9 protein-coding genes and 2 pseudogenes are annotated in these 13,972 nt (G+C 71.7%); 3 read left to right on the top strand and 8 right to left on the bottom strand.

Going from position 1 to position 13,972, the window contains the following annotated elements:
- Positions 1–136: 136 nt before the first annotated feature.
- Positions 137–841, bottom strand: a complete 705-nt coding sequence (locus OOJ91_RS21545; RefSeq protein ID WP_266247603.1) for a PASTA domain-containing protein — start codon at positions 839–841, stop codon at positions 137–139.
- A 152-nt stretch (positions 842–993) separates the two neighbouring features.
- Here OOJ91_RS21545 and OOJ91_RS21540 point away from each other — a divergent pair, with 152 nt between their 5' ends.
- Complete coding sequence (locus OOJ91_RS21540; RefSeq protein ID WP_439117089.1) at positions 994–2,427, top strand: hypothetical protein; 1,434 nt, start codon at positions 994–996, stop codon at positions 2,425–2,427.
- Positions 2,428–2,458: 31 nt separating this feature from the next.
- Here OOJ91_RS21540 and OOJ91_RS21535 read toward each other — a convergent pair whose 3' ends face one another.
- The gene (locus OOJ91_RS21535; RefSeq protein ID WP_266247601.1) at positions 2,459–3,937 is read right to left on the bottom strand and encodes a glutamate--cysteine ligase; all 1,479 of its coding nucleotides are present in this window, start codon (positions 3,935–3,937) and stop codon (positions 2,459–2,461) included.
- A 284-nt stretch (positions 3,938–4,221) separates the two neighbouring features.
- Entirely contained in the window at positions 4,222–4,803 is a 582-nt protein-coding gene (locus OOJ91_RS21530) for a YceI family protein (protein ID WP_266247600.1), read from the bottom strand.
- A gap of 98 nt (positions 4,804–4,901) precedes the next feature.
- Here OOJ91_RS21530 and OOJ91_RS21525 point away from each other — a divergent pair, with 98 nt between their 5' ends.
- Positions 4,902–5,408, top strand: coding sequence for a MarR family winged helix-turn-helix transcriptional regulator (locus tag OOJ91_RS21525; protein ID WP_266247599.1), 507 nt, complete (start codon positions 4,902–4,904; stop codon positions 5,406–5,408).
- Positions 5,409–5,626: 218 nt separating this feature from the next.
- Here the strand turns inward: OOJ91_RS21525 and OOJ91_RS21520 are convergent.
- From OOJ91_RS21520 to OOJ91_RS21510, 4 genes and pseudogenes are all read right to left on the bottom strand, one after another.
- Positions 5,627–7,966, bottom strand: a pseudogene (locus OOJ91_RS21520) (ATP-binding protein); the annotation flags it as partial.
- 89 nt (positions 7,967–8,055) lie between these two features.
- Positions 8,056–8,308 (bottom strand): annotated as a pseudogene (locus OOJ91_RS34625) (helix-turn-helix domain-containing protein); the annotation flags it as partial.
- A 398-nt stretch (positions 8,309–8,706) separates the two neighbouring features.
- Positions 8,707–9,855: an acyl-CoA dehydrogenase family protein gene (locus OOJ91_RS21515; protein WP_266247596.1), complete on the bottom strand. Its 1,149-nt coding sequence runs from the start codon at positions 9,853–9,855 to the stop codon at positions 8,707–8,709.
- 73 nt (positions 9,856–9,928) lie between these two features.
- The gene (locus OOJ91_RS21510) at positions 9,929–11,461 is read right to left on the bottom strand and encodes an acyl-CoA carboxylase subunit beta (RefSeq protein WP_266247594.1); all 1,533 of its coding nucleotides are present in this window, start codon (positions 11,459–11,461) and stop codon (positions 9,929–9,931) included.
- 162 nt (positions 11,462–11,623) lie between these two features.
- Here OOJ91_RS21510 and OOJ91_RS21505 point away from each other — a divergent pair, with 162 nt between their 5' ends.
- On the top strand, positions 11,624–12,196 hold the full coding sequence (locus OOJ91_RS21505; protein WP_266247592.1) for a snapalysin family zinc-dependent metalloprotease: 573 nt from the start codon (positions 11,624–11,626) through the stop codon (positions 12,194–12,196).
- 54 nt (positions 12,197–12,250) lie between these two features.
- On the opposite strand, the gene OOJ91_RS21500 is transcribed toward OOJ91_RS21505, so the two are convergent.
- Positions 12,251–13,171 carry a hydroxymethylglutaryl-CoA lyase gene (locus OOJ91_RS21500; protein ID WP_266247591.1) on the bottom strand — a complete coding sequence of 307 codons (921 nt, stop codon included), beginning with the start codon at positions 13,169–13,171 and terminating at the stop codon, positions 12,251–12,253.
- Between the last annotated feature and the right edge of the window lie 801 nt (positions 13,172–13,972).

The raw sequence follows: 13,972 nt of genomic DNA, 5'->3' as shown, positions 1-13,972 counted from the left end.
CTCGACCGTCAACCTAACCGCCCACGTCGACATGGGCCGGCATTGATCGGCTCGGTTTTGGTGAAGTCGCGGTGTCCCGGCACTCCGGACAGCCCGATTTCCGACGCCCGACCCGCCGGCGATGCGGCGGGGCGGGTCAGAGGGTGGGCTTCGTGGTCGGGAGACCTGGCGGGGCAACCGCCCCACACCAGATGCTGACCTCGTCGTTCCAGCGGGCCGGGCCGTCCTCGGCCGGTTCCTGCCGGCTGACCTTCCCGCTGCGCCCACTGCGGTAACGCGGGTAGAGGCCCTTCTCGACCAGCTCGTCGGCCGCCTTGTCGCAATGCTCGCCGACCACGTCCGGCACCTCGGCGGCGGGGGCCGGACCGGCCACCTGGAGCTGGACCGTGGTGCCCCGGGCCACCGCGGTGCCCACGGCCGGCGAGGCGCTCTCCACCGTGCGGCCGGTGCCGCCCCCGAAGACCAGACGCCAGCCCAACCGCTGCTCACGCAGCATCTCGCGTGCCTGCTCGAAGTCGGCGCCGACCACAGGTGGCACGGTCAGCCCGGTCCCCTTCGTCGTGGAGGCCGTCGTCCGGGCTGCGGAGGGGGTGGTCCGGCCGGTGGTCGGCCGCGACGAGGTGGCCCGGCCGGTCGGCGTACCCGCCGTGGTGGCCACCGCCTGCGGGCTCGGTGGAGCTTCGTCGTCCTCGCCGGCCAACAGCCAGCCGCCTGTCGCACCGACAACCGCCAGCAGCACCGCGACCAGCCCGCCACCGAGCAGCACGCTGGCCCGGCTCCCGCCGCCGCCGCCGGCCTGGCCGCCTGCGGAATCCTGCCGACCCGTGTTCGCGTCCGTCATACCGCCCACCGCCTCATCATCGGCGACCGTACCGCTCGCCGCCCATCACGTTGTGCCGACGGTCCATACCGGCGGGTCACTGCGACTCGCCGCACCGACGACGGGACGTTACGCTGCCCGGCATGGCCAGACGGGGCTGGGGAGTATCGATCGTGACGGCGATCGGGGTCGCTGCCGGCGCGGGTGCCGCACAGCTCGGCTTCGGCTACGGGCTCGGCGTCATCACCTGGACGCCCACCGACGCCGGGGCCAACGACACGGCCTGGGCGGACGGCCTCGCATGGGCCACCTGGCTCGCCGCCAGCTCGACGGTGCTCGGCGCGGTATGCGCGCAGCGACTGCACAAGCGTTCCGAACCTCCCCGGGTTGACATCCCGGCCGATGCCGAGCCGACGTCGCCCGCCCCGGCGACCGGGGCCGCGCCGCCGCAGCCGGCGGCGCTCGACGATGGACGGCCGGCCCGAGTCGAGGGCGCCGACGCGGTGATCGACCGGCCGACCTCGACCGTCGACCGGCCGGCACCGGTGGCCGACACGCTGCCCGACGAGCGCGGCAGCCTGTTCCGCAGGCTGTCACTTGCGCTCGGCGCCGGGCTCGGTGGGCTGGTCACCGTGCTGCTGGTTGCCGTACCGGCGCGGGTCGCCGCGGGTGCCGACACCGGCACGCCGCAACGGGTAGCCGCCCTGCACGCGGCGCTTGGCATCCTGATCGGCGTCTTCGTCGCGCTCTGGGCGCTGCGTTCCCGCACCGCCGCGCTCAACGTCACCGCGACGGCCGCCTGGCTCTGGCTGCTCGCGGTGGTCTCGGTCATCGACGGGGTACGCGTCGGACGCGGGCTCACCGGCGCTCAGCTCGGCACGTGGCAGCTCGATCCGGACCACGCGCGGTACTGGATCGGGGGCCAGCTCTACTGGCCCGGCGCGCTGCTGGCACTCGTACCCGCGCTCCTGATCGGTGCGCTCGTCGCCCGGGGCGGCGCGCGGTCCGGCGGGCACCGGATCGGCGCGGCGGCCTCCGGCGCGGCCGGCCCGCTGCTCGTCGCGCTCGCCTACCTGACCACTGTGCCGCGCTGGGCCACCCTGGGGCCCGCGCAGTTCTCCACCCAGATCATCGCCCCGTACGCGGTGATCGCCGGTGTCGGCGGCTCGATACTGGCCGCCGTCCTCGCCGAGCGGGCCGGCCGCAGACGCGCTGCCCACCGACGGTCAGCCGCCGCAGGTACGCAGCCCGTCCCGACCGCACCGATCGAGCCCGATCCGGCCACCCGGCCGAGCGCTCGGATCGACCCCGCCTCGGCCAACGCGACAGTACCGACGCCCCCCGACGACGCTGGGCCGGACGGCGCTGGGCCGGCGACGGACACCTCGGCCGGCGCGGCGCCTCGGCGCGGCAGGACCGCGACCGCGTCACCGGCGACCAGGGCGGAGTCCCGCTCGGGCGACGCGACCGCCGCGCCTCGGGTGCCGGCGCCTCGGCCGGCCCCGGACGACGCGGCACCGGCCGAATCCGCCACTACCGGGGCAAACGAGGACACGCCACCTCGGCGCGCCCGCCCACCCCGTAGGAGCACCCGCCCCACCGACTGACCCCGGGCCGACCTCGGCGGTGCGGTGGGGATCAGTCGACGGGCCAGGTGTGGACCGGTTCGTTGCCGCGCTGGAGTTCCGCGTAGCGCTGCACCATCTGGTGCAGCGCGGCGCTGCGGTCCATGCCCCGGTGGCGCTCCGCCGCCCAGACCGCCTCGGTCTGCCAGACGGCGCCGTTGCGGCCGGTACGACAGCGCTGCTCGATGATGCCGAGCAGCCGGTCCCGCTGCGCCGGGTCGACGCCGAACCCGTCCAGGCCGGTCGCGGCGACGGGCAGCAGGTGCTCCAACACCAGCTTGGTGACCGGCACGTCACCGAACCGGGGCCAGTGCAGCACGGCGTCCAGACCACGTCGGGCCGCCGCGTGGAAGTTCTCCTCGGCCGAGCTGAACGTGAGCTGACTCCAGATCGGCCGGTCCGCCTCGGCCAGACCACGGACCAGCCCGAAGTAGAAGGCCGCGTTGGCCAGCATGTCCACCACGGTCGGTCCGGCGGGCAGCACGCGATTCTCCACCCGCAGGTGCGGGCGGTCGTTCATGATGTCGTAGACCGGGCGGTTCCAGCGGTAGACGGTGCCGTTGTGCAGCCGCAGCTCGCCCAGTTGGGGCACTCCGCCGGCGTGCAGCACCTCCACCGGGTCCTCGTCCTCGCAGATCGGCAGCAGCGGCGGGAAGTACCTGACGTTCTCCTCGAACAGGTCGAAGATCGAGGTGATCCACCGTTCTCCGAACCAGACCCGGGGGCGTACGCCCTGAGCCTTGAGCTCTTCCGGGCGGGTGTCGGTGGCCTGCTTGAACAGGGCGATCCGGGTCTCGGCCCAGAGTTGGCGGCCGTACAGGAAGGGCGAGTTCGCCCCGACGGCCACCTGCACTCCGGCGATGGCCTGGGACGCGTTCCAGTAGTCGGCGAAGCTGTCCGGCGCGACCTGGAGGTGGAACTGGAGACTTGTGCAGGCGGCCTCGGGGGCGATCGAGTCGGTGTGCGTCCGCAACTGCTCGACGCCACGGATGTCGAGTTCGATGGCCTCGCCCCGGGCACCGACGATCTGGTCGTTGAGCACCCGGTAGCGCTCGTTTGTGGAGAGATTGTCCTCGACCAGGTGGCCCTCGGTGAGGGTGGGCAGGATGCCGACCAGGACGATCTTCGCGTCGGACTTGGCCGCGCGCTCGTCGGCCCGGCTGAGGCTGCTCCGCAGGTCGTGTTCGTAGTTGGCGAAACCGGTGCCCTCGATCAGTCGCGGCTCGGCGTTCAACTCCAGGTTGAACTGCCCCAACTCGGTCTGGAACAGCGGATCGGCGATGTCGGCGAGGATCTCCTCGTTGCGCATCGCCGGCTCGGCCTCCGAGTCGACCAGGTTCAGCTCGATCTCCAGGCCGGTCATCGGCCGGTCGGCGTCGAATCCGAAGTCGTCGAGCATCAGGGCGAAGACGTCCAGGCACCGCCGGACCTTCTGCCGGTAGCGGACGCGGTCCTCCCGGGAGAAGGCGCCCTGCGAGACGTCCCTGCCCATGTGTCCTCCCGACGCCGGCGCGGTCGGGATCCTGCCGTCCCGGAAAGCGCATTGTGAACCATCAACGGTAAGAGCGCTCACCTGGCCAGGGCCAGAGGCCGACGACGGTGTTCCGACGCCGGCCGGAGCGGATGCGCTCGTGGCGCCATCTCTACCCCGAACCCGCGGCACCGCACCCCGCCGGGGTGCCAACAAGTCGTGACAATTCACACGCGTACGGCATAGCTGGCGCCGGGCCCGCGCCGACGTGCGGCGCGGGCCCGGCGTACCGGTGATCCGTGGGATCAGGCCTGGCGGACGGCCTCGCCCTCGATCTCGATCTTGATCTTCTTGCCGACCAGCACGCCACCGGTCTCCAGGGTGACGTTCCAGGTCAGACCGAACTCCTCGCGGTCGATCTCGGTGCTCGCGGAGAAGCCGAAGATGTCCTGGCCGAACGGGCTGCGACCCACGCCCTCGAACTCGACCTCCAGCTCGACCGGACGGGTGACGTCCTTGATGGTCAGCTCACCGGTGAGCACGAACTCGCTGCCGCTGCGGGACTTGACGCCGGTGCTGCGGAACTCCAGGGTCGGGTACTTCTCGGCGTCCAGGAACTCGGGGCTGCGCAGGTGCGCGTCCCGGTCGCCCTGGGTGGTGTCGATGCTGGCACCCTGGATGGTCGCGACGACCGAGGACTGCAGCGGGTCCTCGGCGACGGTGATGGTGGCGGTCGCCTCCTTGAACTCACCGCGGACCTTGCTCACCATCATGTGCCGGGCGACGAAGCCGACCCGCTTGTGCGCCGCGTCCAGCACATAGGTGCCTGCCGCCGGGATGGTGAGACCGTCCCAGTCGCGGGTAACCGCATCGATGCTGCTGGTCATGCTGGTGCCTCCAGAAGATTGTTTAGTAGCCCAACGACTGCTTGAGCAAATATAACCGCAACAACATTCCCTCTGTCAAGGACTGGTAGGATTAACGAGTGACAAACGTGTTCGACGACCCCCGGATCACCGCGGTTGGCCTCCTCTACGAGGTCCACGCCGGGCTCTCGGCCCGGTTCGCCGCCCAATTCGAGGAGCACGACCTCTCCGCGGTCGAGTTCGAAGTGATCACCCGACTGGCCCGCTCGCCGGGCAAACAGCTGCGGATGACCGACCTCGCTGCGCAGACGTCACTGTCCACAAGCGGGGTGACCCGTGTGGTGGACCGGATGGAACGCGACGGGCTGCTCACCCGTCGAGCCTGCCCGAACGATCGCCGCAGCTCGTACGCGGTGGTCACCGCCGCCGGCCTGCAGCGGCTCGACGAGACGCTGCCCGGCCACCTGCGGATCATCGAGCAGTGGTTCACCGGCCAGCTCGACCCCGAGGCCCTGGCGGCACTGCTCGACGGCCTGCGCCGAGTGCGGGACGCCGTTCATCCCGGTGCCACCGCCGGCAGCACCGATCAGGAGATGGCCGACGCGGACGACTGCGACCCGGCCTGACCGCAGGTGCCGGAGCACCGGCAGAAAGACCGGCAGAAGTGATGTTGCAGACCGGACAAACCTCCTGAAGAGCATCTTCTACCCCCTCAGCGGTGGCAGGCTTCGTCCACCGGGGAATCACCGGGGGGTGACGGCGCGGGCGAACAGCGAGGGGTAGCACCAAGGGGGCTCTTCGCTCGCGCCACTCCCCGTTCGACCGGCCACCAACGGGTGCCCGACTAGCGCTCGGCGGTCCCGCCCCGCGCGGCCATCAGCGCATAGAGGAGCCCGGCCTCCTGCGGCAGCAGCCGGATGCCACTCTCCTCGCAGGCCCGGTCGAGACGATCGAGGACCGTCGGGTCCGACGTGCTCGCGGCGAGGCCCACCAGCGCCTCCACCACGTCCCGCCGATCGTGACCGGCCCCGGCGGCGGCAGCGAACCACTCCGCCGCCAGTTCCCTGTCACCCCGGTGCAGTGCCAGGTTGCCCTCTATCAGCGCACAGATACCCGCCTCCGGCCCACCCCAGGACAACACCGTCTCGTCCGAGCGCGGTCGCGGGAGCCCGACCCGCTCCACCCACTGCTGCCCCGGCACGACAACTGCCGCCTCGGCGACCCCCGCGCGCAGCTCGGTGAGCACCTCGGTCGCCTCCGCGGCACGCCCGTCCTGCGCGAGCGCCAACCCGACAGTCCCGAGCACCCGCCGGCGATGCCCCGGGTCACCCAACTCGAACAGTGCCGCCGCCGCGCGCCGGCCCTGGTCGACGGCGTCGGCGTACCTGCCCTCCAGGCGGGACACCTCGGCCCGGTTGGCCCAGGCAAGCACCCGCAACCGCTGCTCACCACCCTCGGCGGCGAGCCGGTCCACGGCGGCCAGCCGACGGCGAGCCGCGCCCAGGTCACCGACCCGGATCTCGTGCCAGGCGAGGCTGTTCTGCGCGACCGCCAGATCCCGGGTCCGGCCATTGCGGGCGGCGAGCCGGAGCACCGCCTCGGCCTGCTCCCGGGCCTCGTCGTGCCCGCCGACGGTGGTCAGCAGCGCGCCGAGCACACTGCGCGCCTCCAGCTCGCCGGTCACGTCGCCGGCCTGCCGGAACGTCTCCAACGCGGCCCGCGCCGTCGGCAACTCGTCGACCTCGGCACCGTGCTCGGCAGCGAGCCGGGCCACCCCGAGGCTGGCCCAGCCGCGCAGGATCGGGTCCGCGTCGGCGGTCCGGGGATCGGCCAGCAGCCGTCGCAGCCACTGCCGCCCGGCGACATCGCGCCCCCGGAAGCGCCACCAGCGGGGCAGGCAGGCCGCCAGACGGAGCGCGGTCAGCGGGTCGTCGGTCGCCGCGTGGGCCAGCGCCGTACTGATGTCGCTGCTCACCTCGTCGAGCCGGTGCACCGCGTCGAGCATCCGGGGGCCGGCCAGGTCGGAGGCGGTCCGCGCCACGAGACGGGCGACCACCTCCGCATGCCGACGCCGTACACAGGTCAGCTCGCCACCACCCACGGCCTGCTCGATGGCGAAGTCACGAACCGCGTCCAGCAGACGGAACCGGAACGGCCCGGTGCCGCGAACGCTCAGCAGCCCAAGCTCGACGAGGCGATCCAGCAACGGGACAGGATCGATTGCCACCGTACCGTCCCGGTCGGCCTCGTCGGCGAGCATCTCCTCGGCCAACTCCACAGACCACCGGTTACCGAACATGGCGAGCCGCCGCAGCGCGTCGCTCTCGGCCGGCGCGAGAAGGCGGTAGCTGGTCGCCACCGCGTCCCGCAGGGTCACCGCCACCGCCGCCCGCGTCGCATCGGTGGCAGGCGGGCGGCGGGTGGCCGCCTCCGGGCCGTCCCAGCGGGTACGGGTCGCCGGGTCGGCCGAGGTGGTCAGGTCGAGCACGCGATCGCCGTACCTGTCGAGCAGTTCGGTGAGGTCGAGCAGCCGGCCCCGGGCGGCCATCAGCTCGATGGCCAGCGGCAGGCCGCCCAGCCGACGGACCAGGGCGGCCAACGCCGGCAGCTCGTCGGGAGTCGGCGGCTCCCGACGGACCTGGGCGAGCCGTGCGGTGAACAGCGCGACCGCCGGCCACGAACCGAGCGTGGCCGGCCCGGAGTGCTCGGCGTCCGGCGGTGGCACCTCGAGCGGAGCGACCGGCCAGACCCGTTCGCCGGGCAGCCCGACCGGGTGCCGTCCGGTGACCAGCACCCGCAACGACGGCAGCACGACGCCCAGCCGGTGCAGCGTCTCGGCCACCGGGCCGGGGGCACGCTCGACCGCGTCCATGACCAGCAGGGCCGGCCGGCCGGCGAGCCGGGTGACGAGTTCCGGCAGCCGCGCCGCGCCGAGGACTGTCATCGTGGCGGCGAGGACGTCCGGCCCGTCCGAGCCCTCGCCCACCAGCACGCCCGCCACACCGCCCGGGTGTGGGCGGGCCACCGCGTGGGCTACGGCGAGCGCGAGCGCGGTCTTGCCGACCCCGGCCAGCCCGACCAGGCTCACCAGTCGGGGGCCACGCTCCGCGGTCAGCATTCCGGCCAGCTCGCTGACGTCGCGGTCGCGGCCGATCAGGGCAACCGGTGGTGGGAGGGCGACCGGAGCGGCGGCCCGGGCCGCTTCGGCCGTCGACGTGACACCGGGCGTGCCCGAGATGACGTCCGGTCGGGGTTGCTCACCGCCGGCGGCGCCGCGGGCCGTGGCCAGGAACGCCGCCCGGGTGGCACCGACCAGCTCCAACGCCGTGGCCAGCAACTCGACTGTGGTGCGCTGCGGCCGGACCGATCGGCCGCGCTCCAGGTCCCGCACCGTCCGCACGCCGACCCCGGCACGGGACGCCAGCTCCGCCTGGGTCAGGCCGGCCGCGCGCCGGTGCGCGCGGAGCAGCTCCGGCAGCCCGGTACGACCGGCCGGGCTCCGCGACCGATCATGATCCGGAGTCATGGGCACGAAGAGTACGGATCGACTCCGACCATCGGCAGTCGAACGTCGGTCTGCCGACGCCCGCTCGCCGATATCCGACAGCCGAACGGCTGGCACTCCCGCCACAACGAGCCGACGTCACACCAAGCGGGCTCTCACACAGTCGGCCGGCCTCGGACGACTACCCGGCCTCAGACGACTGCCCGGCCTCAGACGACTACCCGGCCTCAGACGACTGCCCAACCTCAGACGACTGCCCAACCTCAGGCGACTGCCCGGCCTCGGACGCCGAGCCGGCGTCGAACGACGGCCCAGCCTCGGACGGTCGGCAACGCACGCCGCCGCCCGCGCCCCCGCCACGACCGGCCCGAAGAGATCTTGGACAGAGCTTGCCGGGGGGCTTCGCCCTCGGCGGTGGGTCAGAGGCCCAGGTCGCGCGCGATGATCATGCGCTGCACCTCGCTGGTGCCCTCGCCGATCTCCAGGATCTTGGAGTCCCGCCAGAAGCGGGCGACCGGGTACTCGTTCATGAAGCCGTAGCCGCCGTGGATCTGGGTCGCCTCCCGGGCGTTGTCCACCGCGATGGTGCTGGCGTGCAGCTTGGCGATGGCGGCCTGCCGCTTGAACGGCTCACCGGCCAGCATCCGGGCGGCGGCGTCGTAGTAGGCCAGCCGGGCGGTGTGCGCCTTCAGTTCCATGTCGGCGATCTTGAACTGGATCGCCTGATTGGCACCGATCGGGCGGCCGAACGCCTGCCGCTCCTGTGCGTACTTGATGGACTCGTCGACGCAGCCCTGGGCGAGGCCGACGGCCAGCGCGGCGATGGCGATCCGGCCCTCGTCGAGGATCCGCAGGAACTGGGCGAACCCTCGACCACGGGCGCCGAGGAGGTTGGCCGCGGGCACCCGGCAGTCGTCGAAGGTCAACTCGTGGGTGTCCGAGGCGGTCCACCCGACCTTGGAGTAACCGGGCGCCACCGTGAACCCGGGCGTGCCGGTGGGCACGATGATCGTCGACAGCTCCTTGGAGCCGTCCGCGTTCGTGCCGGTCACGGCGGTGACGGTGACCATGGCCGTGATGTCGGTCCCCGAGTTGGTGATGAACGCCTTCGACCCGTTGATCACCCATTCGTCGCCGTCCAGCACGGCCCGCGTCTGGGTGCCTGCGGCGTCGGAGCCGGTGCCCGGCTCGGTGAGGCCGAAGCCGGCCAGGGCCTCTCCGCTGAGCAGCTTCGGCAGCCAGGTGGCCTTCTGCTCCTCGGTGCCGAAGCGGTAGATCGGCATCGCGCCGAGCGAGACCGCCGCCTCCAGCGTGATCGCGACACTGGAGTCGACCCGGGCCAGCTCCTCCAGGGCCAGGCACAACGCGAAGTAGTCGCCGCCCATCCCGCCGTGCTCCTCGCCGAAGGGCAGGCCGAACAGGCCCATCTTGCCCATCTGCCGGATCACCTCGTACGGGAAGGTGTGCTGCTCGTAGTGCTCGGCGATGACCGGCGCGACCACCTCGCGCGCGAAGTCCCGCACGCTCTCCCGCAGCGCCGTTTGTTCGTCGGTGAGCCGGAAGTCCATCTCATCCTCCTGGGTGGACGGCCGCCGCGGCGCTCGTGACGCCGGGGCGGATCGCTGTGGGGTGGGGCGAGGGTCAGACCGGAGTGACGCCGTGCCGACGCCGGGAGAAGTGCCGATCCTTGGTACGGGCGGCGGCGAAGCGGCGGACCAGCTCGCCACGCAGGTCGTGCGGCTCGACGATGGCGTCCACCACCAGCTCGCTGGCCAGCCGGACGACGTCGATGTCCTGCTCGTACTCGGCGCGCTTGGCGGCGACGAAGGCGGCCCGCTCGTCCGCGTCGGCGATGGCGGCGATCTTGTTGGCGTACACGGCGTTCACGGCGGCCTCGGCGCCCATCACGGCGATCTTCGCGGTGGGCAGCGCGATGGTCGCGTCCGGCTCGAAGCCGGGGCCGGCCATCGCGTAGAGGCCGGCGCCGTACGCCTTGCGGACCACCACGCAGATCTTCGGGACTGTCGCCTCGGAGATCGCGGTGATCATCTTGGCGCCGTGCCGGATGATGCCCTGCTTCTCCACCACGCTGCCCACCATGAAGCCGGGCACGTCGCTGAGGAACAGCAGCGGCACGTTGAACGCGTCGCAGAGCTGCACGAACCGGGTGGCCTTGTCGGCCGAGTCGACGAACAGCACGCCGCCCTTGAACATCGAGTTGTTGCCGAGCACGCCGACGACCTGGCCGTCGAGGCGGCCGAACCCGATGGTCAGCTCCTTGGCCCACAGCGCCTGGATCTCGAAGAAGGAATCCTCGTCGAGCAGGCCCTTGACGTACCGCCGCATGTCGAACGCCTGCCGCTCGCTTGCCGGCACGAGCGCGGCCAGGTCGGCCTTCGCGGGCGCGGCGACCGCCGGCGCGGCCGGCGGCGCCTGGGTCCAGTTCGCCGGGAGGTACGACAGGTAGGTCTTCACCACGTCGAGCGCGTCGGCCTCGGTCTTGCAGAGGAAGTGCCCGACACCGGACTCGGCGGTGTGCACCTTGGCCCCGCCCATCGCCTCCAGGGTGGTCTTCTCCCCGGTGACCATCTCGACCATGCGGTCGGAGCCGAGGTACATGCTGGCGTTGCCGTCGACCATTGCCACCACGTCGCAGAACGCCGGAATGTACGCCCCGCCGGCGGCGCTCGGGCCGAACAGCGCGCAGACCTGCGGGATCGAGCCCGAGGCGCGGACCTGGTTCCAGAAGATCTTGCCGGCGCCACGTCGGCCGGGGAAGAGGTCGACCTGGTCGGTGATCCGGGCGCCGGCGGAGTCGACCAGGTAGACCATCGGTACGCCGGCGCCGTAGGCCCGCTCGATGATCCGGATGATCTTCTCGACGGTCCGGGCGCCCCAACTGCCGGCCTTGACCGTGGAGTCGTTGGCCATCAGGCAGACCTGCCGGCCGTCGATCGTGGCGGTGCCGGTGACCACGCCGTCGGCGGGCAGCCCCTCGGCGAGCGCGTTGGCGTAGAGGCCGTCCTCGACGAACGAGCCCTCGTCGACGAGCAGCGCGACGCGACCGCGTGCGAACAGTTTGCCCTTGGCCTCGTTTGCCGCGTGGTACTTGTCCGCGCCGCCGGACCGGGCCCGCTTGCGCAGTTGCTCCAGCGCCTCACCGTCGAGCGTCACGCCGACTCCCTCGCCCGTACTGACCTGAACGATCGTTAGGCTATCGCATTCGCGTGCCTCCCGGCGACCCGCGACCGACCGACGCTTCTTCGCTCGAAACATTGAAATCTATTAATCTCTGTGGATAGGCTCCTGACACCCCCTCCCGGATAGGAGTCAGCGATGACCTCACGACTCGGTCGGCTCGCTGTCGCGTTTGTCGCGACGGCAGGTGCCACGCTCGGCGTCACGGTCGCCAACCCCGCGCCCGCGTCCGCCGCGATGACCATCTGCTACAACACCAGCCAGGCAGGCGCCTACGCCGGCACCGCCAACCAGGCCGCCTCGATCTGGAACAACGCCACAGTCAACCTGACGCTCTCCGCGAACTGCGGCTCCAACCTGCGGATCTACCAGATCACCGGCGGCGGCTCCTACGCCGTGCGGACCAGCCTCGGCAACGGCCGGGTCTACATCGACACGCAGCAGGCCGCGCAGTACAGCCCGCTGCGGATCGTGACCCACGAGATCGGGCACATCCTCGGCCTGCCGGACAACTACAACGGAAACTGCTCGCTGCTGATGTCCGGCGGCAGCGCCGGCACCAGCTGCACCAACCCGTACCCGAGCAGCGCCGAGGCGAACCGGGTGAGCAACCTCTTCGCCGGCACGCTCAGCGCCAGCGAGCGCAGCTCCGCCCGCAGCGCGGACATCTTCCGCGACAGCTGGCCGAGCATGCTCACCTCGGTGAGCTGACCGACCTGGCAGGTGGAAGGGGCCGGCGTATTCGCCGGCCCCTTCGTCGCGTCCTCAGCTCGGCAGCGGCGTCAGGCGGGTACGCGGACCCGCCCGCAGCACGCCGGACGGCAGCTTCTTGCCGAGCAGCTCCTCGGCCAGCTCGGCCACCTCGACCAGGGCATCCAGGTCGATGCCTGTGTCGATGCCCATGTCGTGCAGCATGTGCACGGCCTCCTCGGTGGCGAGGTTGCCGCTGGCCCCCGGCGCGTACGGGCAGCCGCCCAGGCCGCCGACACTGGCGTCGAACTCGGTCACCCCCAGCTCCAGCGCGGTCAGCAGGTTGGCCAGCGCGGCGCCCCGGGTGTTGTGGAAGTGCAGCAGCACCGGCACGTGGGCGTTGCTGTCGCGTACCGCGGTCAGCAGCTCGCGGACCCGACGCGGAGTGGCCATGCCTGTCGTGTCCCCGAACGCCACCCGGTCCGCGCCGTCGCGGACCACGCGGTCGACGATGCCGGCGACCCGCCGCGGGTCGATGTCCCCCTCGTACGGGCAGCCGAAGCTGGTCGCCACGATCACCTCGACCCGCGCCGAGGCGCCGTGCAGGAGGTCGATCAGCTCGGCGATGTCGTCGAGCGACTCGTCGGTGGAGCGGTTCACGTTGCGCCGGTTGTGCGTGTCGCTTGCCGACACCACCACCTCGATCTCGGTGAACCCGGCGGCCAGGGCCCGCTGCGCGCCCCGGGTGTTCGGCACCAGCGCCGAGTAGCGCACCCCGTCGGCCTTCGTGGCCCGCTGCCACACCTCGTCGGCGTCGGCCATCTGCGGGATGGCCCTGGGGTGCACGAACGACACCGCCTCGATCCGGCGTACGCCGGTGCCGGAGAGCGCGTCGAGCAGCCGCACCTTGGCGTCGACGGGAATCGGCTCCTCGTTCTGCAGCCCGTCCCGCGGCCCGACCTCGCGAATCGACACCGAGTTCGGCAGGTCCGTCATGGGGTCACCTCACTGTCTGCTCTGCTGGGGCAACGGTAGCGACACCGGCCCGTCTAGCCGCCAGCACCGCTGTAGGCACGGACAGGTTGTGCGCTGGCCAGCCGTTCAGGTGGCACTTCCGGCCAGCACCTGACCGCCCTTCGGGGGATGAATCAGGCCAGAAGGATGTCATCACCGGCACCACGATGGAACTGCGGGCGGCAGGGTGGCTAGGTTGGTGCCGGCGTGACGGGCGGGGCCGGCCAACGGCTCGACCCCGCCGTCAGGACGCCTCCGGTGGTCAGCGCTGCGACGGTCCTTCCAAGAGCTCCGCAGCGCATCGGAGTGCGGTCGAGAGGGCGCCGGCGCACGCGGCGGCGCCCTCTCGACCCACGAGCAGGGCCATCACCACGGCGCCATCGGTGCCGAGCGATGCTTTCCGCAGAATGCGGACCCCTCGTCGTCGTGTGTTCGGCGGCCACACACCATTACCGTTCATCCCTCTTCCTCCGGCAATCGGTCCGCAATTGCGGCGCGGTTAACGTCGATGGAAGTTCCACGACCGCCAACCAATCTGCATCGGGCGTCGGACGTTTCCATCTCCCTGACAACGACCCGACCCGATGAACACGACGATCTTGTGACCGGGTTGCCGCAGGACTACCCGGCCAACACGAGAGATGGCGGCGCGGTGACCACGACCCGGCCACATTGGTCTGGCGTAAGGGCTGAACGCAGGTTCATCGTGACGACCCGGCCAGCCACCCGGCCAGAATCTGACTGGCGACACAGCCTCGGATACACGGTTACTTGATCTGAGGC

Source organism: Micromonospora lupini (assembly GCF_026342015.1).
In the GTDB taxonomy this organism is placed as follows: domain Bacteria; phylum Actinomycetota; class Actinomycetes; order Mycobacteriales; family Micromonosporaceae; genus Micromonospora; species Micromonospora lupini_B.
The sequence above is the reverse complement of the archived record's forward strand: the minus strand, read 5'-3'. Positions and strand labels throughout refer to the sequence as shown.

Bases quoted from the DNA above. Each gene is read 5' to 3' on its own strand.
- OOJ91_RS21505 (WP_266247592.1), top strand. From the start codon at position 11,624: ATGACCTCACGACTCGGTCGGCTCGCTGTCGCGTTTGTCGCGACGGCA.
- OOJ91_RS21535 (WP_266247601.1), bottom strand. From the start codon at position 3,937: ATGGGCAGGGACGTCTCGCAGGGCGCCTTCTCCCGGGAGGACCGCGTC.
- OOJ91_RS21515 (WP_266247596.1), bottom strand. From the start codon at position 9,855: ATGGACTTCCGGCTCACCGACGAACAAACGGCGCTGCGGGAGAGCGTG.
- OOJ91_RS21530 (WP_266247600.1), bottom strand. From the start codon at position 4,803: ATGACCAGCAGCATCGATGCGGTTACCCGCGACTGGGACGGTCTCACC.
- OOJ91_RS21500 (WP_266247591.1), bottom strand. From the start codon at position 13,171: ATGACGGACCTGCCGAACTCGGTGTCGATTCGCGAGGTCGGGCCGCGG.
- OOJ91_RS21545 (WP_266247603.1), bottom strand. From the start codon at position 841: ATGACGGACGCGAACACGGGTCGGCAGGATTCCGCAGGCGGCCAGGCC.